The 20,319-nt window shown below is 62.9% G+C and carries 18 protein-coding genes; 13 read left to right on the forward strand and 5 right to left on the reverse strand.

All coding sequences use genetic code 11. From position 1 onward, the window contains the following. The first annotated feature begins 156 nt into the window (after nucleotides 1–156). From HU748_RS24380 to HU748_RS24440, 13 genes are all read left to right on the forward strand, one after another. Nucleotides 157–1,050 carry a LysR family transcriptional regulator gene (locus HU748_RS24380; RefSeq protein ID WP_186666998.1) on the forward strand — a complete coding sequence of 298 codons (894 nt, stop codon included), beginning with the start codon at nucleotides 157–159 and terminating at the stop codon, nucleotides 1,048–1,050. Between the two features lie 145 nt (nucleotides 1,051–1,195). Further along, nucleotides 1,196–3,853 carry an aconitate hydratase AcnA gene (gene acnA / locus HU748_RS24385; protein WP_186722296.1) on the forward strand — a complete coding sequence of 886 codons (2,658 nt, stop codon included), beginning with the start codon at nucleotides 1,196–1,198 and terminating at the stop codon, nucleotides 3,851–3,853. A gap of 116 nt (nucleotides 3,854–3,969) precedes the next feature. Next, a complete protein-coding gene (locus HU748_RS24390; RefSeq protein ID WP_186722298.1) occupies nucleotides 3,970–5,022 on the forward strand; it encodes a lactonase family protein in 1,053 nt (350 codons plus the stop codon). A 112-nt stretch (nucleotides 5,023–5,134) separates the two neighbouring features. Beyond that, entirely contained in the window at nucleotides 5,135–5,863 is a 729-nt protein-coding gene (locus HU748_RS24395; protein WP_186666995.1) for a transporter substrate-binding domain-containing protein, read from the forward strand. Between the two features lie 48 nt (nucleotides 5,864–5,911). Beyond that, nucleotides 5,912–7,555, forward strand: coding sequence for an acetolactate synthase large subunit (locus tag HU748_RS24400; RefSeq protein WP_065861364.1), 1,644 nt, complete (start codon nucleotides 5,912–5,914; stop codon nucleotides 7,553–7,555). Nucleotides 7,556–7,699: 144 nt separating this feature from the next. Next, the gene (locus HU748_RS24405; RefSeq protein ID WP_186722300.1) at nucleotides 7,700–9,640 is read left to right on the forward strand and encodes an FAD-dependent oxidoreductase; all 1,941 of its coding nucleotides are present in this window, start codon (nucleotides 7,700–7,702) and stop codon (nucleotides 9,638–9,640) included. Between the two features lie 141 nt (nucleotides 9,641–9,781). Further along, entirely contained in the window at nucleotides 9,782–10,669 is an 888-nt protein-coding gene (locus HU748_RS24410) for a nitrilase family protein (RefSeq protein WP_186722302.1), read from the forward strand. A gap of 78 nt (nucleotides 10,670–10,747) precedes the next feature. After that, on the forward strand, nucleotides 10,748–11,836 hold the full coding sequence (locus HU748_RS24415) for a hypothetical protein (RefSeq protein WP_186722353.1): 1,089 nt from the start codon (nucleotides 10,748–10,750) through the stop codon (nucleotides 11,834–11,836). Beyond that, nucleotides 11,833–12,822 (forward strand): asparaginase, encoded by a 990-nt coding sequence (locus HU748_RS24420; RefSeq protein WP_186722304.1) that lies wholly within the window; start codon nucleotides 11,833–11,835, stop codon nucleotides 12,820–12,822. The genes HU748_RS24415 and HU748_RS24420 overlap by 4 nt, the downstream gene beginning before the upstream one ends. Nucleotides 12,823–12,900: 78 nt before the next feature. Then, the gene (locus HU748_RS24425) at nucleotides 12,901–13,443 is read left to right on the forward strand and encodes a UPF0149 family protein (RefSeq protein WP_186722306.1); all 543 of its coding nucleotides are present in this window, start codon (nucleotides 12,901–12,903) and stop codon (nucleotides 13,441–13,443) included. Between the two features lie 206 nt (nucleotides 13,444–13,649). Beyond that, a complete protein-coding gene (locus HU748_RS24430) occupies nucleotides 13,650–14,279 on the forward strand; it encodes a glutathione S-transferase (RefSeq protein WP_186722308.1) in 630 nt (209 codons plus the stop codon). Between the two features lie 22 nt (nucleotides 14,280–14,301). After that, on the forward strand, nucleotides 14,302–14,472 hold the full coding sequence (locus HU748_RS24435) for a hypothetical protein (RefSeq protein ID WP_186722310.1): 171 nt from the start codon (nucleotides 14,302–14,304) through the stop codon (nucleotides 14,470–14,472). Nucleotides 14,473–14,509: 37 nt separating this feature from the next. Next, entirely contained in the window at nucleotides 14,510–15,406 is an 897-nt protein-coding gene (locus HU748_RS24440; RefSeq protein ID WP_186722312.1) for a LysR family transcriptional regulator, read from the forward strand. Nucleotides 15,407–15,413: 7 nt separating this feature from the next. Here the strand turns inward: HU748_RS24440 and HU748_RS24445 are convergent, their stop codons facing one another. The 5 genes from HU748_RS24445 to HU748_RS24465 form a co-directional block, all read right to left on the reverse strand. Further along, the gene (locus tag HU748_RS24445) at nucleotides 15,414–16,277 is read right to left on the reverse strand and encodes an aldose 1-epimerase (RefSeq protein WP_238343454.1); all 864 of its coding nucleotides are present in this window, start codon (nucleotides 16,275–16,277) and stop codon (nucleotides 15,414–15,416) included. Between the two features lie 26 nt (nucleotides 16,278–16,303). Continuing rightward, on the reverse strand, nucleotides 16,304–17,233 hold the full coding sequence (locus tag HU748_RS24450; protein ID WP_186722316.1) for a DMT family transporter: 930 nt from the start codon (nucleotides 17,231–17,233) through the stop codon (nucleotides 16,304–16,306). Nucleotides 17,234–17,446: 213 nt separating this feature from the next. Next, complete coding sequence (locus HU748_RS24455) at nucleotides 17,447–18,727, reverse strand: TRAP transporter large permease (protein WP_186722317.1); 1,281 nt, start codon at nucleotides 18,725–18,727, stop codon at nucleotides 17,447–17,449. After that, nucleotides 18,728–19,255 carry a TRAP transporter small permease gene (locus HU748_RS24460; RefSeq protein WP_186722319.1) on the reverse strand — a complete coding sequence of 176 codons (528 nt, stop codon included), beginning with the start codon at nucleotides 19,253–19,255 and terminating at the stop codon, nucleotides 18,728–18,730. It lies immediately after the preceding gene. Nucleotides 19,256–19,317: 62 nt separating this feature from the next. After that, on the reverse strand, nucleotides 19,318–20,289 hold the full coding sequence (locus HU748_RS24465) for a TRAP transporter substrate-binding protein (RefSeq protein ID WP_186722321.1): 972 nt from the start codon (nucleotides 20,287–20,289) through the stop codon (nucleotides 19,318–19,320). Nucleotides 20,290–20,319: the final 30 nt, after the last annotated feature.

The following is a 20,319-nucleotide window of genomic DNA, read 5'->3' on the forward strand; positions in this document are numbered from 1 at the left end:
GGTCATCGTCAAGATTCATTTCGCAAAACCCCTATCTGCGTGAGCAGGTAGGGGTTTTGTCTTTCTGGCGTTCGCCAGACCGGACCGCCCATGCCACGGGACAAGCCTGCCTCTACAGGGTATGGTGCACCTCTATTCTTCCCTGACCCGGCCCGCATGCGCTACGACCTTACCAGCCTGGACCTGTTCATCACTGTCGCCCAGGAGCGCAATCTGACGCGCGCTGCGGGTATCAAGCACCTGGCGGTCTCGGCGATCAGCAAACGCATCAGCGAACTTGAGGCGCAGATCGGTTCGCCGCTGCTGATTCGCAACGCGCGCGGTGTCGAGTTGACGCCTGCCGGTCAATCCCTGCTCTATTACGCCCGTCAGCTCAAGCAGACCCTGGCACAGCTGGACAACGAACTCAGCGAGTTCGCCGCAGGGGTCAAAGGCCATATCCGCATTCACGCCATCACCTCGGCGCTGTCGCAGTTCCTGCCCCAGGACATGGCTGGCTTCACCCAGCTTTACCCACAGATCAAGTTCGATATCGAGGAAGGTGTAGGCTCGGCGGTAGTCCGCGCTGTCGCGGATGATCACGCCGACCTCGGTATCATCTCGTCGCACACAGCCCCACTGGGGCTTGAAACCCTGCCTTACCGGCACGATGAACTGGTGCTGGTGGTGCCGGTAGAGCACGAGCTGGCCAAACGCCGCACCGTACAGTTCAGCGAGGTGCTGGCATACGAGTTCGTCGGCCCGCACCTGGACAGCACCCTGCACAGCCTGCTCACCGAACAGGCCAAAGAAATGGGTCAACCGCTCAAGTTGCGTATTCGTATCAGCAGCTTCGACTGCATGTGTCGCATGGTCGCCAATGGCCTGGGTATTACCGTGCTGCCACGTAGCGCGGTGGAGCCCTACGTGCGCAGCCACAGCCTCAAGCGTGTGACCCTGTCAGAGCCCTGGGCCCACCGCTCATTGCTGCTGGTATTCAAGAAGTACGAGCTCGCCTCGCCGACGCTCAAGACCTTCATCGACCACCTGGGCGCTCCCTCCCAGCCATAACCTTCCTTTCGAGCGTTCTCCGATGGAGAACGCTGACGTGATAATCGATCAATTTTCACCCCTCGCTCCAGCGCCTAGCATTGGCTCACCTGCAGCGTCGTCGCCTGAACGACGCCATGATGACAAGAAGCCGAGCGACACGCGCATGATCGACAATGCCCACCTGATGAGCCCCCTGCAGATCGACCAGGATCACTTCACCTACCTCGATCTCAAGAAACTGCTGACGCCCACCCAACTGCAGCGCTTGCCCTACGCCATCCGCATCCTTCTGGAGAACGTGGCACGCTGTTCTCCCGAGGCGCTGGACGCCGTGCTTGCCCGCGCCATCGGCGAGGGGCCGGACTGCGAGGTGCCATTCCAGCCCAACCGCCTGATGTTCCATGACACCACGTGCCTGCCAGCCCTGGCCGACTTTGCCGGTATGCGCGATGTGGTCGCCGAACTCGGCGGCGACCCGGCGGCGATGAACCCGCTGATTCCTGCGGTGCTGACCATCGACCATTCGGTGATCGTCGAACACTACGCAGAAGCCGATGCGGTGGAGCAGAACCTCGAGATCGATTTTCGTCGTAACAGCGAGCGCTATCGCTTCATCAAGTGGGCGCAGAAGAGCCTGGACAATTTCGGTGTCATTCCGCCGGGGACTGGCATCATCCACCAGATGAACATGGAGGCCCTGGCCAAGGTGGTGTGGGAAACCCGCACCGCCGAGGGGCAGCGTTTGCTGCACCCTGACGACATGGTCGCCACCGACAGCCACACGCCGATGATCAACGCCATCGGTGTGCTCGGCTGGGGTGTAGGCGGCCTGGAAGGCCAGGCGGCGATGGTGGGTGAGCCGGTGCCGATCAACTTCCCCCAGGTTATCGGTTTTCGCGTCAGCAACGCCCTGCGTTCTGGAGTGACCGCCACCGACCTGTCGCTGCACGTGGCCGAGATCCTGCGCCAGCGTTCGGTGGTGGGCAAGTTCGTCGAGTTCACAGGCCCGGGTCTATCGAACCTCGGTTGGGCTGCGCGTGGCACGGTATCGAACATGGCGCCCGAGTATGGTGCCACCGTGGTGTTCTTCCCCTTCGATGACCAGACCCTCGATTACCTCAAGCTCAGCGGTCGCTCCGCCGAGCTGTGCCTGCAGGCCACCACCTACCTGCAGGCCCAGGGGCTGTATCGCCACGACGCGCTGCCGGAGCCTGAATTCGACGAACTGATCGAGCTCGACCTTGCCAGTATCGAGCCCAGCGTCGCAGGCCCCTACCAGCCGCACCAGCGTCAGCCGCTGTCGCGCGCCGGTGAGTCGTTCCGCGAACAGGTGCTGGGCGGTAGCGAGCTGATCGGCAGCCGCTACCTCGCGCCCAGCTTCGGCGAGGCCATCGACCATGGCGCGGTGGTGCTCTCGGCCATCACCAGTTGCACCAACACCGCCAACCCCGCGCAGATGATCCAGGCCGGTCTGCTGGCCCGCCGCGCGCGGCGGTTGGGGCTCAAGCGCAAGCCCTGGGTGAAGACCTCGCTGTCGCCCGGCTCGCAGGTGGTGGCTGATTACCTGAGCGAAGCCGACTTGCTGCAGGACTTCTCCGCGCTGGGCTTCGACCTGGCCGGGTTCGGCTGCATGACCTGCATCGGCAACTCCGGCAAGCTCGAGGCACATGTCGAGGCCTTTGCTGATCAAGGCCTGAAGGGGGTGGTGGTGCTTTCAGGCAACCGCAACTTCGAAGGTCGGGTAAACCCCAAGGTGCCTGCGGGCTACCTGGCATCGCCTGCGCTGTGCGTAGCCTTCGCCATTGCCGGGCGCATCGATATCGACCTGACCCACGAGCCGCTCGGTCAGGATAGCGCCGGTAACCCGGTTCACCTGCACGACCTGATGCCCACTGATGATGAAGTGCAGGCGCTGGTGGCCCAGGTGGTCAAGCCCGAGTTCTTCCAGCAGCGCCTGGCCACGGTGTGGGCCGGCACCCATCATTGGCAGGCCCTCTCGGCCGAGGGCAGCGTGCAGTTCCCCTGGGATGCACGCTCGACCTACCTGCGCCGCCCGCAATACCTGGCCGATATCCAGGCCGAACCCAAGGCCAGCCTGGCAATCGAGAACGCCCGTACCTTGATGGTGCTGGGGGACAATGTCACCACCGACCACATCTCTCCAGCCGGCGCCATTCCCGCCAGTAGCCTGGCCGGCCAGTGGCTGCTGGACCGCGGCGAAGACCCGCAGGACCTCAATCAGTATTCGACCCGGCGCAGCAACCACGAAGTCATGCTGCGTGGTGCCTTCACCAACAAGTCGGTGAAAAACCGTCTGCTCGGTGATACCCAGCCTGGCGTCGGCGCCTGGGCCTGGAATGCCGACCACAGTCAGTGCCTGCCGCTTTACGAGGCCGCGCAGAGCTATGTCGGCACCCCCATGGTGGTGTTCGCCGGTATCAACTACGGCGCAGGCTCCAGTCGCGATTGGGCGGCCAAGGCCCAGGCGTTGCTTGGCGTGCGAGCTGTGGTGGCGCGCAGCATCGAGCGTATCCACCGCAGCAACCTGATCGGCATGGGTGTGCTGCCTTTGCTGTTCCCGGCAGGGCAGGGCGTCGATGACCTGCAGCTCGACGGCAGCGAGCAGTTCGATTTCATCGGCCTGGACGAACTGAGGGTCGGTGACAACCGCATCCGCCTGCAGGTGCGTCGCGTCGATGGCGGTGTCGATGAGGCCGAACTCATCGCACGGCTCGACTCGCAGCAGGAGATCCGCTATCTCACCAATGGCGGTGTACTGCCTTACGTGATCCGCAAGGTGGTGCAGCGCACCCGCGGCTGAGGCCCCGGCATCGTTTGCACATATGAAGGGCGCGGACTTGCCTGGTAGCTCCGCGTCCCTGACCATGGGCAGCCAGCCAGGTGATCCACCTATCCGCAACTGGGAGAACGACCCCTATGTACGCCTATGTCGGCTCGCGCACGACCCGGGAGCGCAATGCCCGTGGCGACGGCATCACTGTCTACCGCCTCGATCAGGCCAACGGCAGCCTGGAGCAGGTCCAGGTCGTCGGTGATCTGGTCAACCCTTCCTTCCTGGCGCTGAATCGCTCTGGGGATCGGCTCTACACGGTGCATGGCGACCTCGACGAGGTCAGCGCCTTCACTGTCGACAAGGCCACTGGTCGGCTCGCGTTGCTCAACCGTCAGCGCTGCGAGGGCAGAAATCCGGTGCACCTGGCACTGGACCCGAGCGAGCGCTTCCTGGTGGTGTCGAACCACATCACGGGCACGCTTGCCGTGCTCAATGTCGAACAGGACGGGCGCATCGGCCCCCTCAGCCAGTTGCTCACGCTTGAGGGGCCGATCGGCCCGCACCGTATCGAGCAGCCCTTCGCCAAGCCGCACTTCAACCTCTTCGATGCCTCGGGCCAGTTCGTCCTGGTGCCGGACAAGGGGCTGGACCGGATATTCACCTTTCGCTTCGACGACGGCCGCCTGCATCCCGCCGAGCAGCCTTTCGTCACCACTCGCGAAGGCGCCGGCCCGCGGCATCTTGCAGTGCACCCCAAGGCGCCGTTCGCCTATGTGGTCAACGAGCTGGACTCGACCGTCACCACCTACCGTTTCGACTCGCACAACGGCGCGTTGCAGCCGCTGCAGATCCTCTCGACGCTGCCCTCGACCTACACCGGCAACAGCCGCGCCGCGGAGATCGAGATCGACCGCAACGGTCGTTTCGTCTATGCCTCCAACCGGGGCTACGACAGCCTTGCGGTGTATGCGGTCGATGCAGCCAGTGGTCTTCTGAGCCTGGTCGAAGTGCAGCCCAGTGCCGGCAAGACTCCTCGCTTTTTCGCCCTTACCCCCAATCAGCGTTTCCTCTTCGCGCTCAACGAAGACAGCGACAGCATCGTGGCTTTCGTCGTCGATCCCGAGCAGGGCAGGCTGCGCCAGACTGGTTTCTCGGTGTCCACCGGCAGCCCGGTGTGCATGGTCTTTTCTGCCTGAGCCGATTCTTGAATCGCTGCTGGCCTTTTCGCGGGCCAGCCCGCTCCCACAGGTCTTCTGATTCGCCAGAGGCTGTAACTCTCAATCCCACTCATTGCCCAGCGGAGTTCCAATGACGCTCACTATCCCCCAGGCCGTCCTCGACGAAATTGCCCCTGATGGCGTCCTGCGTGCTGCCATCAACTACGGCAACCCGGTCCTCGCCCAACGCGGCCCTGACGGCGAGCCCCAGGGCGTCTCGGTCGCCCTGGCCAAGCAGTTGGCCGAAGAACTGGGCGTGCGCCTCGAGATGCGCACCTTTGACGCCGCGGGCAAGGTGTTCGCCGCCCTGGAGGAGGGCGCCTGGACCTTGGCCTTCCTCGCCATCGAACCGGTGCGCGAGGCGCAGATCGCCTTCAGCGCGCCCTACGTGCTGATCGAGGGCACCTACCTGGTCAGAAAAGACGCCCCCTTCCAGCACGTCGACGAACTCGACCAATCCGGCCTGCGCCTGGCCGTCGGCAAGGGCGCGGCCTATGACCTCTACCTCAGCCGCACCCTGCAGCATGCCGAACTGTGTCGCGCCGACACCTCCGCAGCTGCCGTCGATCTGTTTGTCGACGAAGGCCTGGACGCCGCCGCAGGTGTGCGCCAGCCTTTGCAGAAGGTCGCCGACACCGATCCGCGCTACCGTGTGCTCGACGGTGCGTTCACCGCGATCCGCCAGGCCATGGCCGTTCCGAGGGGCTGCGACAATTCGGCCGCATTTGTAAGTGACTTTGTCGAGCGTTGCCTGCGTCAAGGCTTTGTTCGGGGGGCTTTGCTGGCCACCGGACAGACCGATGTCAGCGCACCGCGCTGACCGTCCCTGGACTCCACCCACGTCCAATCAATTGAGGTAACAAGCAAGATGGCCAAGGCCGCCGATGTCGTTGTGCAATGCCTGGAAAACGAAGGTGTCGAGTATGTGTTCGGCATTCCCGGCGAGGAGAACCTCGACCTGCTCGAATCCCTGCGCAAGTCGAAGATCAAGCTGGTACTGACCCGCCACGAGCAATCCGCAGGCTTCATGGCTGCCACTTATGGCCGCCTGACCGGCAAGACCGGCGTCAGCCTGTCGACCCTGGGCCCAGGTGCGACCAACCTGGTGACCGCCAGTGCCTACGCGTACCTGGGCGGCATGCCGATGATGATGATTACCGGCCAGAAGCCGATCAAGAAGTCCAAGCAGGGCCGTTTCCAGATCATCGACGTGTGCGGCATGATGGACCCCATCACCAAGTACACCCACCAGTTCGCCTCGGCCGACAACATCCCGGCGCGCATGCGCGAAGCATTCCGCCTGGCCGAAGAAGAAAAGCCCGGTGCCGTGCACCTGGAACTGCCCGAAGACATCGCTGCCGAGCAGACCGACGCGCTGCCGATCCCGCGCAGCCTGCACCGCCGCCCGCTGGCCGAGCACGTGGCCATCGAAGCCGCTGTGCAGAAGCTGCAGAACGCCCGCAACCCGATCCTGGTGATCGGTGCCGGTGCCAACCGCAAGATGACCGCCAAGGTCCTCAAGCAACTGATCGACAAGACCGGCATCCCGTTCATCACCACGCAGATGGGTAAAGGCGTGGTCGACGAGCGTCACCCACGCTTCCTGGGCAACGCTGCGCTGTCGTCCGGTGATTTCGTGCACCGCGCCGTAGAGGCGGCCGATCTGATCATCAACATCGGCCACGACGTGATCGAGAAGCCGCCATTCTTCATGGTCCGTGGCGGCACCGAAGTCATTCACATCAGCTTCCGCTCTGCCGAAGTCGATGCCGTGTACTTCCCGCAGGTCGAAGTGATCGGCGACATCGCCAACGCCGTGTGGCAGATCAGTGAAGCGCTGACCGACACCTCGCACTGGGACTTCACCCGCCTGATGGCGATCCGTGAAGCCAACGAGGCGCAGATCGCCGAAGGTGCCGATGACGACCGCTTCCCGGTCTACCCGCAGCGCCTGGTTGCCGACATCCGTCGCGTACTGCCCTCCGAAGGCATCGTCGCTTTGGACAACGGCATCTACAAGATCTGGTTCGCCCGCAACTACAAGGCGCACAAGCCCAACACCGTACTGCTGGACAACGCCCTGGCGACCATGGGCGCCGGCCTGCCGTCGGCCATGGCTTCGCACCTGGTGTACCCGGACCGCCCGGTGATCTCGGTATGCGGCGACGGTGGCTTCATGATGAACAGCCAGGAGCTGGAAACCGCGGTACGTCTGGGCATGCACATCACCGTGGTGATCCTGCGTGACGACGGCTACGGCATGATCCGCTGGAAGCAGGCCAACATGGGCTTCACCGACTTCGGCCTGGACTACGGCAACCCGGACTTCGTCAAGTATGCCGAAGCCTACGGCGCCAATGGTCACCGCGTGGAAAGCGCCGAAGGCCTGCTGCCGCTGCTTGAGCACTGCATCAAGACCCCGGGCGTGCATGTGATCGACTGCCCGGTCGACTACAGCGAGAACGACCGCATCCTCAACAGCGAGCTGCGTGAGCGCGCGCTGGCGGTGTAAGGCCTGAGGTGCCTTCGCGGGCAAGTCGAGGTTACGATACGCCCGCGAAGGTTTTCACAGTTCAAAACAACTAATTACCACTTGCCATTTGCTTGGGCGCGGCATTTTCAGGTTTCTTTTTTCCTCGAAGGAAGTGCCTGAATCATGACTATAGGATCGTCACACAATCATCCTGCCGATCTGGCTATCAAGCCGAACTCTCCCCTTAAGCCCTGGGCTGCACGATTTCCCAATCCACCTGACCTATGTTTTGACTATCGCCGACTGGTAGAGCAAGTAGACGGTATTGCCCTTGCAACTCGCCCGGAGCATCGCATCTGCATCGTTGGTGCGGGCGTTACAGGCCTCACCACAGCGCGTGAACTGCTGCGTTGTGGTTTCACCCAGATTACCTTGATCGAGCAGTCCCAGCGTATTGGCGGGCGACATCTGACCGTGGTAGGTCATCCAGAGAGCCACGCTCAGTCTTCGACGCCGTTCGAGATGGGAGCCATGCGTATGCCGTTCTTCAATCGAACCGGCGAGCCTCCCAAGGCAGGGCGTTCACTCATGGCCCATTACGCCCAGTTATTTGATCTGAAGATCTCCGACTTTCCTAATCCAGGCACACCGTGGGTCAATGCTACGGGTATATACCTGCGGGAAGGTTTGCTGCATGGCGAGGGAGATCCCAAGTTGCTCATTTGGAAGAATCCAGAGGGCATTACACCCCCACCAACCGAAATCTTGCAGTCGGTTCACGGTAAATGGCAGCGCTTTGCCAAGCGGTTTGCCGAGAAAGTGGCCGCTGTGTATGGGACGGCGGAGTGGGAGGCCATGTGGTCTGCCATCGTTGAGCACTACCATCGTTTGTCCTTTCGCGATCTGGTGCACCTGCCTGTTCTCGACACATGGAGTGCGGCCGATCCTGGCGCGTTCGGTGGGTTGGGAATGGATAGCGACGAATCGGCGATCTTTTATGCCATCGGGATAGGTGACGGTAGTTGGGGCGCCTTCTATGACGTCTGCTGCCTGTATCCGCTACGGACTGCAATTTTTGGATTCAGCAGCCATTTGCAGTTGGTCCACGGCAGGGTGGATGACCAAGGTGTACCGTTGCCCGCGCCTTATTTGGAGCGTGATGGAATCCCCGATAGCAGAGGGGAGAGGTTCCAGGCGCCGACTTATGTAGGCTTGGCGGCAATGGATGAATGCCTGCTTTTCATGCCGCTGGAGGCGGGTGGCACTTCACTCTATGAACAGTGTGTTGCCCGCGACAACGGGCTGCTCACTAGCAGTTCGGTATGTGCACTGCACAAGCTGGCCGATGGCCGTATCCAGGTTGATTATCGATGGCAGCCAAGCGAGCCCGCGGAGGAGAAACTGCTTAGCGACGTCTTCGACAGCGTAATCCTGACGATGCCTTCCTGGTTGATCGAAACCAATATTCGCCTCGAGGGATTCAGTCAGGCTGTATTGCCACAGCCGATTATCGATGCCTGGAAACATGCGCACTGGGAGACCAGTTGCAAGGTTTACGCGCCTCTCGATAAGCGCTTCCTCGACCATAATCCCCAACTGCCGCAGATATTGATTACCGACAGCTTTGTCCACGATGTCTATGCCTATCGCTACAACGACCACTGTGCGCATGACTGCATCCTGCTCAGCTACACATGGGAGGATGATGCGACCAAGCTTGCGGTGTTCTCGGACGATGAACTGGTGGACAAGTGTGTGGCTGAGCTGGATCGAATTCTGATGCGATGCGTCAATATCGCTGAACCCATCTCTCCCTACATCGATAAGCAAAACATTCGCATACAACGCTGGATGACAGATCGTAATTCGTTGGGGTGCGCGAAATTGTACCGAGCTGGTACCTACTATGACGCCGTCAGCCTGATGAAGTACAACCGTGACCTGGCCGGTGCTTCAGGGCTGTACCTTGCCGGTGAGTCCTTTTCTGTCGATGCCGGCTGGACCGAGCCTTGTCTGCGTACAGCCATCGATGTGGTGATCAACCTCTGCGACCACACCCAGGCTCAGTTCAAGGGCGATTTCACTCTTGAGTGCTATCCGCATTATGAGGTCCGGCGGTCTTGACCGATGCGTAGGCAAGTAGGATCTATCTTTCAAGAGATTTGAACCTTTCTTGCATGGTGATGAGAGATCCCTGACTGTTTCTCTTTGTACTTCCCCAGATCTACTGGCGGCCTTCCAAAACAACCACAAGAGGAAGCCGCCATGCACCACCCCGTCAGCCCTGTGCGCGTCGCTGTCATCCAGTACGACCCGCAAGTTGGTCTCGAACATTGCGACGCCAATCTCTGTCAAAGCCTGGCCCTTGTACGGCAGGCTGCGCGCGAAGGCGCCAAACTCATCGTACTGCCCGAGCTGTCCAATACCGGCTATACCTTCCAGTCCCGCTCAGAAGCCTATGACCATGCCGAAACCTTGTCTGAGGGGCGAAGCCTCAAGGCCTGGACGGAGCTTGCCCGCGAGCTGCAGGTCTACCTAGTCGCGGGCTTCGCCGAACGTGATGGCCTCAGGCTCTATGACAGCGCCGTGCTCCTGGGGCCCGGCGGCCTGCTGGGGCATTACCGCAAGGCGCATCTGTGGAACCAGGAGAAGCTTTGGTTCACCCCTGGTGACCTGGGCTTCCCGGTCTTCGAGACGCCAATAGGCAGGATCGGCCTGTTGATCTGCTGGGATATCTGGTTCCCTGAAGTCCCCCGCCTGATGGCCGCGCAGGGTGCCGATATCATCTGCAGCCTGAACAACTGGGTGTGGACGCCACCGCCGCTGTTCGACGAGGCGGGGCGCTGCATGGCGTCGTATCTCACCATGACGGCAGCCCATGTCAACAACCTCTACATCGCCGCCGCCAATCGTATCGGCCATGAACGTGGCGGGCGTTTCCTCGGCTGCTCGCTGATCGCTGGCACCCATGGCTGGCCGCTTGGGGAAGTGGCCGGAGCCGAGCAGGAGTGCATCCTCTATGCGGATGTCGACCTTAGCGCAGCACGTTCGGCGCCCATCTGGAACAGCCTCAATGATCTGCCCCGGGATCGACGTATCGACCTGTACGACGCGACCCTGGGTTATCGGTTGCATGCACCGCTGCCGCGTTGAGGAGAGGGTATGGAACACGTACACGATTCGACACGACGGTCATTCACCTGCACTTTCATCGTGGCCGCCGTGGCCGGGATGCTGCTCGTGGTTTTGGTGTTGGGACAGTGGCCTGATTACGCCCACGTCGCCGCGACCCTGGATCAGCCACTGAGTCGGTTGCGCTGGATCATTGGTGACATCAGCGAGGTTGCGTTCTACAAGCATGAGCTCCCCGCCCTGGGCCTGCTGTTGGGCGCGAGCCTTGCGCATTGGGCCCAGGTTCGGGGCTATCGTTGGCAAGGCTTCGCCATCTGTTACGGCAGCGGGCTCTGGCCATGGCTGCTGCTTAGTTCGATGCTGGGGTTGCTGCTCAGCCACGGGTTGTGGGGCTGGACGCTTTCCAGCGGTACCTGGCAACCGACATTCGTGGCCTTTGTGTCACTGCCAGCGGCCATGGTGCTGTTCTTTGGCGGGGGCTGGCGAGTCGCGATCAATGGTGCTCTGCTCGGTGCCGTGCTAGTGACCCCGGCGAGCCTGATGATGGTCAATTACTTGTGCTACCCGCTGGGCTTGCCGGTAGTCATCGGCAATGTCTGCGGCATGGCACTGGGCAGCGTGGTGGCCTTCCTGTTGTGCAAGCGCTATCCCGTGCTGGTACGTGATGGCCTCGCAGCCGCCCCGTCGACCGCGGGCGCATGCAACCCCGACCATGGCGTTGCCTGGACCCTGCGGCGGGTGCTGGCAGACTTCAGCGAGGCGCCATTTTTCGGCAATGAACTGGCCAGCCTGGGCCTGCTGTTGGGCGTACTGCTGGCTTACATACTCGCACCAGGTGCCCCGGCCTATGGCTCACAGTTGGTGCTGCACATGGTGGCAGGGCAGGCGCTGGCCTCGTTGGTCGGCGTGTTATTGTGGCGACGGCAGTGGATGATGCGGGGCTGGTATCCCACCTACATTCCCATCGTCTCGGTCGTGCCGGCGACGGTCCTCACATGGGGCGGCAGTTGGCAGGTGGTGGTGGCCAGCGCAGTGTTTGGCGCAGTGTTCGCACCGCCCTTGGCCGTGGCCATCACTCAGCGTTTGCCACGCTACATGCACGGTTATATCGGCAATGTGTTGTCCATGGCCATCTGTACCCTGGCGATCGTGCCTCTGGTCGGATGGCTGGCAGGAGGTGAAGCATGACGCAGGAAACGGCATTGCCGCGTGTCGCCATCGGCAGCCTGGGGGGGACGGTCAGCATGCAGGCCGCAGCTCCGGGGCAGGGGGTCACACCGAAACTCGATTGTGATGCAATGCTGGCTGCATTGCCGCAACTGGTCGGGCTGGCGCAGTTCAGCACGGCGACTTTATGCCTGGTACCGAGTGCATCACTGGACTTCACCGGGTTGCTGGAAGTCTTGGCGTGGGCCAAGGCGCAAGTCGGGCAGGGTGCACAGGCTGTGGTGCTGACCCAGGGTACCGATACCCTCGAGGAGGCGGCGTACTTCCTCGACCTGCTCTGGCCATGCGATGCACCAATGATCATGACCGGTGCCATGCGCGCTGCCAGCCACCCTGGTGCCGATGGGCCGGCCAATCTACTGGCGGCCGTGCGGGTGGCCCTGTCCGAGAACAGCCGGGGGAGGGGTGTTCTGGCCGTGATCAATGACCAGATCCATGAGGCCAAAGCGGTTCGCAAGACGGCAAGCCTTGCGATGGCGGCGTTCGAATCCCCGGGCAGCGGGCCCATAGGGCAGGTGGTAGAGGGCTGTGCACACTATCGTCAGGTCGCTTCACGACGCCGAGTGCTGCCTCTCCCGCAGCGCACCAGCCAGCGCGTTGTCCTGCTCGAGGCCTGCCTCGATGCCGATACGACCTTGCTGCAGGCCCTCCCGGGCTTGGGGTATGACGGGCTGGTCGTCGCCGGGTTTGGCGCCGGCCATGTTTCCGAGCCCTGGGCCGATACGTTGGCTGATGTGGTCGGGCACATGCCGGTCATCGTCGCTACCCGCACCGGCAGTGGCTCGACGGCTCGTGCGACCTACGGTTTTGTGGGGGGTGAGATCGACCTGCAGGCGAAGGGCATGCGCATGGCTGGTGTGCTCTGCCCGCGCAAGTGTCGCATCTTGCTCTGGTTGCTGCTGGGCAGCTCAGCCCTCACAGAGTTGGATGACTGGTTGGCCCACTGAGCCGGTGCCCGCATGAGCGGGCACGTTTTGCATGGCTCTGTGCTAGGGTGCACCCCTATTCAATCAGGACGCCAGCCCATGCTCCCGCCGCTCAGCGAAAAAGAACTCCACCGCCTCGAAGACCTCCTGATCACCTACGGCAACGACTACTCGGTACTCAACCTCGCCGAGCTCAACGGTTTCTTCACTGCGCTGGCCAGTTCGCCTGTCAGGGTCAACCCCGAGCAATGGCTGCCAGCCGTTGCCGGCGGCAAGGTGCCCAAGTTCAAGAAGCCCGCCCACGAGGAAGCCTACACTGCGCTGATGCTGCGCTACGCCGACCAGGTCGCCGAGAACCTCGACGGCTTCGAGCCGTTGTTCGAGGAAAGCGAGGGCGAGGAAGGGCCAGCGATCATTCTCGAAGAGTGGTGTTTCGGCTACATGCGCGGCACCCAGGTTGCCGAGTGGAGCAAGTTGCCAGCGCAGCAGGACGCCCTGCTCAAGGCCATTTCCCTGCATGGCCTGGAAGACAATTTCGAGCTGCTCGATGCGATGAGCTTCGACGAACATCAGGCCTGCGTGCCAGGCGTGATCGAGGCGGTCCGCGGTCTGTATCGCTATCAGAAGCTGATACGCAACTGATCACTGGCGCTTCATAGCGAAGTCGACACCCAGAGCAACCGGTGGCCATCGACCTGCCACCGCTTTTATTATTCCGATCAGCGAAATTATGGATTGCTGGCCACACGGATTCTGTTGAACGGCGAACAGGTGCAGGATTCCCTCCAGCAGCGCCACCCTTGGATACCGGCGCTCAGACCTCAACCCTTTGAACCGGAGTCCAGACCATGTCCAACCCTATCAAGCTCTATCACTTCCCCACGTCCGGCCACGCTCATCGTGCCCGGCTGATGCTGTCGCTGCTCAAGCTGGAGCCGGAAGTCATCTTCGTCGACCTGGCCAAGGGCGAGCAGAAAAAGCCTGAGTTCCTGGCCCTCAACCCGTTCGGGCAAGTGCCTGTGATCGACGACAACGGCACCATCATCGGCGACTCCAACGCCATCCTCGTCTACCTGGCCAAGACCTATGGCCAGGGCCGCTGGCTGCCCCAGGATGCCGCCGGCGAGGCCCGTGTACAACGCTGGCTCTCCATTGCCGCCGGCCCCCTCGCCTTCGGACCGGCCGCTGCCCGACTGATCACCGTGTTCGGTGCAGGCTTCAATGCCGACGAAGTCATCGGTCGTGCCCACAACCTGCTCAAGGTGATGGAGGCTGAGCTGGGCAAGGCGTCGTTCCTCACCGGCAGCGAGCCGAGCATCGCCGACATCGCCAACTACTCCTATATCGCCCACGCACCGGAAGGCAACGTGTCGCTGGATGCCTACCCGAATGTGCGAGGGTGGCTGGCGCGGATCGAGGCGCTGGATGATTTCGTGGCGATGCCGCGCACGGCGGCAGGTCTACAGGCCGAGGCCTGATCCTCGCGACAGGAGATGAGTGATGAACGTCGTCGAACCGCTCGAGCAGTCTGCCGCGTGGCCTGGGGACAGCTGCCCTGATATCGACATGCTCGATGTCCCGGCGCTGCCCTGTGCTGCAGAGTGTGAGGCCAGTTACCTGCTGCCGCAGGTCATCACTCATCCCGACCTACTCATTCGCCCCGGCTGCTGAAATAATCGCACATCGTTTCCAGGCAGAAGGGCAGGGCATGGACCACATCCACCTGATGAAGGTATTCGTCGCCGTCGGCGAGCTGGAAAGCTTCGCTGGCGCGGCACGGCGGCTGGACATGTCGCCCGCTGCGGTGACCCGCGCGGTCAGCGCCCTCGAAGAACGCCTGGGGGTCAAGCTGCTGCTGCGTACCACCCGCAGCGTGCGCCTTACCGAGGCCGGCGGCCGTTACCTGGAAGACTGCCGCAGCATCCTCGCCAGCATCGCCGAGGCCAACGAGGCGGCTGCCGGAGTCAACGCCACGCCCAAGGGCGAACTGGCGGTGACCGCGCCGATCCTGTTCGGCAAGAAGTTCGTCATGCCCAGCATCGTGCGTTACTTGCAGCAGTACCCTGAGGTGGACGTGTCGGCGTACTTCCTCGATCGGGTGGTGAACATGGTCGAGGAGGGCATGGATGTGGCGGTGCGCATCGGCCAGTTGCCCGACTCCGGGCTCAAGGCCCTGCGTGTCGGCAAGGTCAGGCGCATGCTCTGCGCCTCGCCCGATTACCTCGCCAGGCACGGCGTACCGACTCACCCCTCCGACCTGCACGAGCATGTGGTGATCGCCACCACCAACCTGTCGCCACGTGCGGGCTGGCGTTTTGGCCTGACCGACGAGCCGACCATGGTGCGCATGAAGCCCCGCCTCACCGTGACCAGCAACGACGGTGCCATTGCCGCCGCATGCGCAGGCCTGGGTATCGCCCGGCTGCTGTCGTACCAGGTGGTCGAGGAGATCGCCAGCGGTCGCCTGCAGGTAGTGCTCGCCGATTTCGAGGAGGCGCCCTGGCCCATCCATATCCTGCACCGCGAGAGCAAGTACGGCTCGGCCAAGGTGCGCGCGTTTATCGACATGCTGGCCGCCGACGTGCGCGCCAAGGGCCTGGACTGACTGCCCGTCAGCCTGGCAGATAACGCAGGCGCAACCCCAGACTGACCTGCTCGCCCTGCTGCAGCAAGCGCAGGCCCGGACGCCCGGGCAGGTGATGGGCGTTGATCGGGTGGCTGACCGGCTCGAAGCAGAAGAAGTCGCGATCTTGCGGACAGAACAACAGAAAGTGGTCGGTGCCGGTGGCCTGGCATTCCAGGCGATAGCCCGCGTCGGGCTGTTCGATGGTGCAGTTGCCTGTCCAGCCTGCGAAGGCGTGGTCGACCGGTGTCAGGGGCAAGTGGCGGGCGCTGTCGAAGCGCCAGGCCTCGGGAATGGGCGCCAGCCGTGATGGCAGCTCACCGCTCTCGCCAAGCCACACCTGGCGGGCGGATGCCTGCAGGCGGGTGTTGGCAGACCTTGGAAAATACGGATGCAGGCCCAGCCCGTGCCAGGTCGCCTGGGCGGCAAGGTGGGTGACGTGCAGCTCCAGGTCAAGACGCCCCTCGTGCAGGTGCACATCCAGCATGGCCTGGTAGGCGAAGGGCTGCTGGCTGTCGAGGATCAGCCGGGCCCGCCGCTGGCTGTGGTGCTCCACACGCCACGGCTGCTGCCAGGCGCTACCGTGGATCGGGTAGGGATCGTGATCGGTGTTCGCGGCCAGGGCCTGCCAGCCGTCCGGGCGGGCAAAGCCGCCAGCGGCGATGCGATTGGACCAGGGCACCAGCGGATAGCAGGCCAGGCGCCGGGGTGAGCCGCTGGCACGTGCTGCGGCGTCGCTGTGGCGCAACAACGCCTGGCCGGTGGCCTTGACCTGCCAGTTGACCAGGCTGGCGCCCAGCGCGGGGGCCAGGGTGAGACGGGTCAGTCGGTCCTGCAGGTGCAGTTCGGTCATTGCGCTGTTCTCCGGCAGGGCCGTGATCATTTCACCGCGGGCTGGCGGCGGTACGTCAGCAGCACGATGCCACTGACCACCACCGCCCCGCCGAGCAGTTGCAGGCCGCTCAACTGTTGGTCGAGCAGGGCCCATCCCAGCAGCAGGGTGGCGATCGGTTCGATGTTCATCACTGGCGCGTTCTGTGCCATGTTCAGCCGCGGCACGCAGACGAACAGCAAGGTGAATGCCACCCCGTACAGCACCACCAGGCTGGCCAGGGCCATCCATCCCCCTGCGCTGCCCGGCAACGACAGGCCCGCCGGCACCCAACCACCAGCGCCTGCCACCAGCATGCTGGTGAACACGATCAGCAAGGTCAGCAGGCTGCGGACCGGGCCATGCACAGCGGCCAGCTTGTTGTCGGTGATCCACAGCGCACAGGCGAACACGCAGGCGGCACCGAAGGCCAGGCTGACCCCGAGGGTCCAGTGCGGATTGCTCGTGCCACTGTCGGCCAGGCGTCCCGGCACATCCAGGGCCAGCACCAGGCCGCAGAGGATCAGGGCCATGAACAGCACCGTGCGCCCGGTTGGGCGTACGCCGTTGAGCGCCCAGTTGAGCAGCGCCAGCAGGATCGGGAAGGTGTTGCCCACCAGCAGTGCCAACGCCACCGGGATGCGCGCCACCGCCGAGTACAGGCACAGGCTCTGGGTGGCGATCAGCAGCCCCAGCAGCAGTTGCCAGCTCCGGGTGCCGCTGGGCAGCCCCAGGGCCTGGCGTTGCCAGAGCACCAGGCTGGCCAGGGCCAGGAAGGTGATGCCCGAGCGGCAGAGAATCGCCAGCAGCACGCCGGTGCCGTCATCGAAGGCGATGCGCGCGGCGATGTGGTTGCCGGCGAACGAGCAGGCCAGCAGCGCCAGGAGGGCGATGGCCAGCTTGCGCGGGAAGAGGGAAGGTGAAGCGGGAACAGCCATGTGCAGGGTCCATTTGCAAAAGAGGTCGACAGTGGGGGGCTTGCCGGAGCGGGGGCCTACGCCAAGAACACCGCGCTGCATGGCACCGGCTCTGCCGGTGATCGCGGGACAAGTCGGGGCGCCGAACCGCCGCTCCCACAGGGGATTGGGCTGGCCTTTAGGACTTGAACAAGACAGGTGCTCCCACCGGGAGAGAGCAGGCTGTCCGCGAACTTACAGAACCACGCTTGGCAGCCACAGCGAGATGGCCGGGATGTAGGTCACCGCCATCAGTACCATGAACAGCGCCAGGTAGAACGGCAGCAGCGCCTTGACCGTCGCCTCGATACTGACCTTGCCGATCGCCGAGCCGACGAACAACACCGCCCCCACCGGCGGGGTGATCAGGCCGATACCGAGGTTGACCAGCATGATCATGCCGAAGTGCACAGGGTCCACGCCGATGCCAGTGATCACCGGCAGCAGGATCGGGGTGAGGATCAGGATCAGCGGCGCCATGTCCATCACCGTGCCCAGCAGCAGGAGCATGAAGTTGATGCACATCAGGATCACGTAGCGGTTGTCCGACAGGGTCAGGAACGCGGTGGTGATCTTCGATGGGATCTGCATCAGCGTCATCACGTAGCCGAAGCTGGCTGCGAAGCCGATCAGGATCATCACGATGGAGATGGTCCGCACCGTGCGATGCATCAGCTTGGGCAGGTCGCGCCACTTGTAGTCGCGGTAGATGAACATGGTCACGAAGAACGACCACACCACCGCCACGGCCGCCGACTCGGTGGCGGTGAACACGCCCGAGAGAATGCCGCCGAGGATGATCACCATGGCCATCAGGCCCCAAAGCGCTTCACCGGCGATCTTCAGCGCCTGGCGCATCGGGATCACTTCGCCCTTGGGGTAGTTGCGCTTCTTGGCGAACAACAGGCACAGGCCCATCATCACCGCACTGAGCAGCAGCCCCGGCATCACCCCGGCCATGAACAGCGAGGCGATCGATACCGAGCCGCCTGCGGCCAGCGAATAGAGCACCGAGTTGTGGCTTGGTGGGGTGAGCAGTGCCTGCACCGAGCCGCTGACGGTCACCGCCGTGGAGAATTCGCGCGGATAACCTTTGCGCTCCATTTCCGGAATCAGCACCGAACCGACTGACGCCGTGTCGGCCACCGAGGAGCCGGAAATCGCGCCGAAGAAGGTCGAGGCCATGATGTTGACCAGCGACAGCCCGCCACGCACGAAGCCCACCAGCACCCCGGCGAAAGCCACCAGGCGCCGCGACATGCCGCCCTCGGCCATGATCGCACCGGCCAGCACGAAGAATGGAATGGCCAGCAGCGAAAACTTGTTAACCCCGCTTGCCACCTGGATCATCATTGCCTGCAGCGGAATGTCGATCCACCAGGCACCGATCAGTGCAGAGAGCCCCAGCGCATAAGCCACCGGCATGCCCAGCAGGATGAGCGCGATGAAACTGCCCAACAGAATGAACGCATCCATTTATGCCGCTCCTTCGCTTTCTTCCACCAGGTCGAAGCGCACCACCCTGCGGTTGCTCTGATCGCCCAGCACGAGTTTTTCCAGCACGAAGATCAAGGTCAGCACGCCGCCCACCGGGATCGGCGCATAGGTCATGCCCACCCGCACGCCCGGCAGCGAGGCGAGAAACTGGTTCCACGTCGTGATGCACAGTTTGGTGCCGTACCAGGTCATGAACAGGCACACCACGATCATCAGCACCTGCACCAGCACGCCAACCAGCTGGCGCAGTGGTGCGGGCATGCGGTCGGTGAGCATCGCCACCGCCATGTGCGCGCCTGCGCGATAGCTGGCGGCGGCGCCGACGAAGGTGAACACCACCATCAGCAGGATCGCCACCGGCTCCGGCCAACTGGAGCCGGTGCCGAGCACGTAACGGGCGAAGATGCCCCAGGGAATGATCAGCGACATGGCCAGGATCGACAGGCCAGCGATCCAGATGCAGCTGCTGTAGAGCCTGTCGTTCAGGCGCAGGAAAAACGTTTTCATGGGCATCACCAGGAGGCGGCACGGCGGGCGCCGTGCTGCCGGAGTCGTCTGGAAGGAGTGGCTTACTCGACCGCGTCGATGCGTTTCATCAGGTCGGCGTACTGCGCACCGTATTTTTCGCGTACCGGGGCCGTGGCGTCATAGAACGGCTTGGTGTCCACGGCGATGAACTCGACACCCGCGGCCTTGAGCTTTTCTTCGCTGGCGGCGGACTTGGCATCCCACAGTTCGCGCTCTTCCATCTGCGCTTCACGCGCGACTTTCTTCACCAGTGCCTGCTGGTCAGGTGTGAGCTTGTTCCAGGTGGTCTTGGACATCACCACCGGCTCCGGCAGGATCAGGTGGTTGGTCAGGGTGAAGTACTTGGCGCTCTGGTAGTGGTTGTGCTCGAGCAGGGTCGGCGGGTTGTTTTCGGCGCCGTCGATCACCCCGGTCTGCAGGGCGCTGAAGATCTCGCCGGTGTCCATGGCGATACCGTTGCCGCCCATGGCGTTGATCATGTCGATGAACAGCGGGTTGCCCTGCACGCGGATCTTCATGCCCTTGAGGTCATCGATGCTGCGCACCGGCTTCTTGGTGTAGATGCTGCGCGAGCCGCCATCCATCCAGGCCAGTGCCACCAGGTTGAATTCGGAGTTGGTGATCTTGTCGAGGATCTCCTGACCGATCTCGCCATCGATGATCTTGCGCATGTGCGCCTGGTCGCGGAACACGAACGGCATGTTGAACACGTTCACATCCGGCACCACCGGGCCGACGATCCCCAGGCTCACGCGGGTCATCTGCACCGCGCCGATCTGCGACTGTTCGATGACTTCCTTTTCCGAGCCGAGCACACCGCCGGCGAACATCTTGAAGGTGATCTCGCCATTGCTGGCCTGTTCGAGCTTCTTGCCCATGTTCTGCTCGGCGACCACTGTCGGGTAGCCGGCTGGGTGGATCTCGGCGAACTTGATGTCCAGTGCGCTGGCGGCACTGGACAGACCGAGGGCCAAGGGGAGGGCGGCAAGAAGCAACGTGCGTTTGAAGGTCATGATGAAACTCCGTGGTTTTTATTATCTGGT

Source organism: Pseudomonas sp. RW3S2 (assembly GCF_014268955.1).
In the GTDB taxonomy this organism is placed as follows: Bacteria; Pseudomonadota; Gammaproteobacteria; order Pseudomonadales; family Pseudomonadaceae; genus Aquipseudomonas; species Aquipseudomonas wayambapalatensis.

Coding starts and splice junctions, on each gene's coding strand:
- HU748_RS24380 (WP_186666998.1), top strand. CDS start 157: ATGCGCTACGACCTTACCAGCCTGGACCTGTTCATCACTGTCGCCCAG.
- acnA (WP_186722296.1), top strand. CDS start 1,196: ATGATCGACAATGCCCACCTGATGAGCCCCCTGCAGATCGACCAGGAT.
- HU748_RS24390 (WP_186722298.1), top strand. CDS start 3,970: ATGTACGCCTATGTCGGCTCGCGCACGACCCGGGAGCGCAATGCCCGT.
- HU748_RS24395 (WP_186666995.1), top strand. CDS start 5,135: ATGACGCTCACTATCCCCCAGGCCGTCCTCGACGAAATTGCCCCTGAT.
- HU748_RS24400 (WP_065861364.1), top strand. CDS start 5,912: ATGGCCAAGGCCGCCGATGTCGTTGTGCAATGCCTGGAAAACGAAGGT.
- HU748_RS24405 (WP_186722300.1), top strand. CDS start 7,700: ATGACTATAGGATCGTCACACAATCATCCTGCCGATCTGGCTATCAAG.
- HU748_RS24410 (WP_186722302.1), top strand. CDS start 9,782: ATGCACCACCCCGTCAGCCCTGTGCGCGTCGCTGTCATCCAGTACGAC.
- HU748_RS24415 (WP_186722353.1), top strand. CDS start 10,748: ATGCTGCTCGTGGTTTTGGTGTTGGGACAGTGGCCTGATTACGCCCAC.
- HU748_RS24420 (WP_186722304.1), top strand. CDS start 11,833: ATGACGCAGGAAACGGCATTGCCGCGTGTCGCCATCGGCAGCCTGGGG.
- HU748_RS24425 (WP_186722306.1), top strand. CDS start 12,901: ATGCTCCCGCCGCTCAGCGAAAAAGAACTCCACCGCCTCGAAGACCTC.
- HU748_RS24430 (WP_186722308.1), top strand. CDS start 13,650: ATGTCCAACCCTATCAAGCTCTATCACTTCCCCACGTCCGGCCACGCT.
- HU748_RS24435 (WP_186722310.1), top strand. CDS start 14,302: ATGAACGTCGTCGAACCGCTCGAGCAGTCTGCCGCGTGGCCTGGGGAC.
- HU748_RS24440 (WP_186722312.1), top strand. CDS start 14,510: ATGGACCACATCCACCTGATGAAGGTATTCGTCGCCGTCGGCGAGCTG.
- HU748_RS24445 (WP_238343454.1), bottom strand. CDS start 16,277: ATGACCGAACTGCACCTGCAGGACCGACTGACCCGTCTCACCCTGGCC.
- HU748_RS24450 (WP_186722316.1), bottom strand. CDS start 17,233: ATGGCTGTTCCCGCTTCACCTTCCCTCTTCCCGCGCAAGCTGGCCATC.
- HU748_RS24455 (WP_186722317.1), bottom strand. CDS start 18,727: ATGGATGCGTTCATTCTGTTGGGCAGTTTCATCGCGCTCATCCTGCTG.
- HU748_RS24460 (WP_186722319.1), bottom strand. CDS start 19,255: ATGAAAACGTTTTTCCTGCGCCTGAACGACAGGCTCTACAGCAGCTGC.
- HU748_RS24465 (WP_186722321.1), bottom strand. CDS start 20,289: ATGACCTTCAAACGCACGTTGCTTCTTGCCGCCCTCCCCTTGGCCCTC.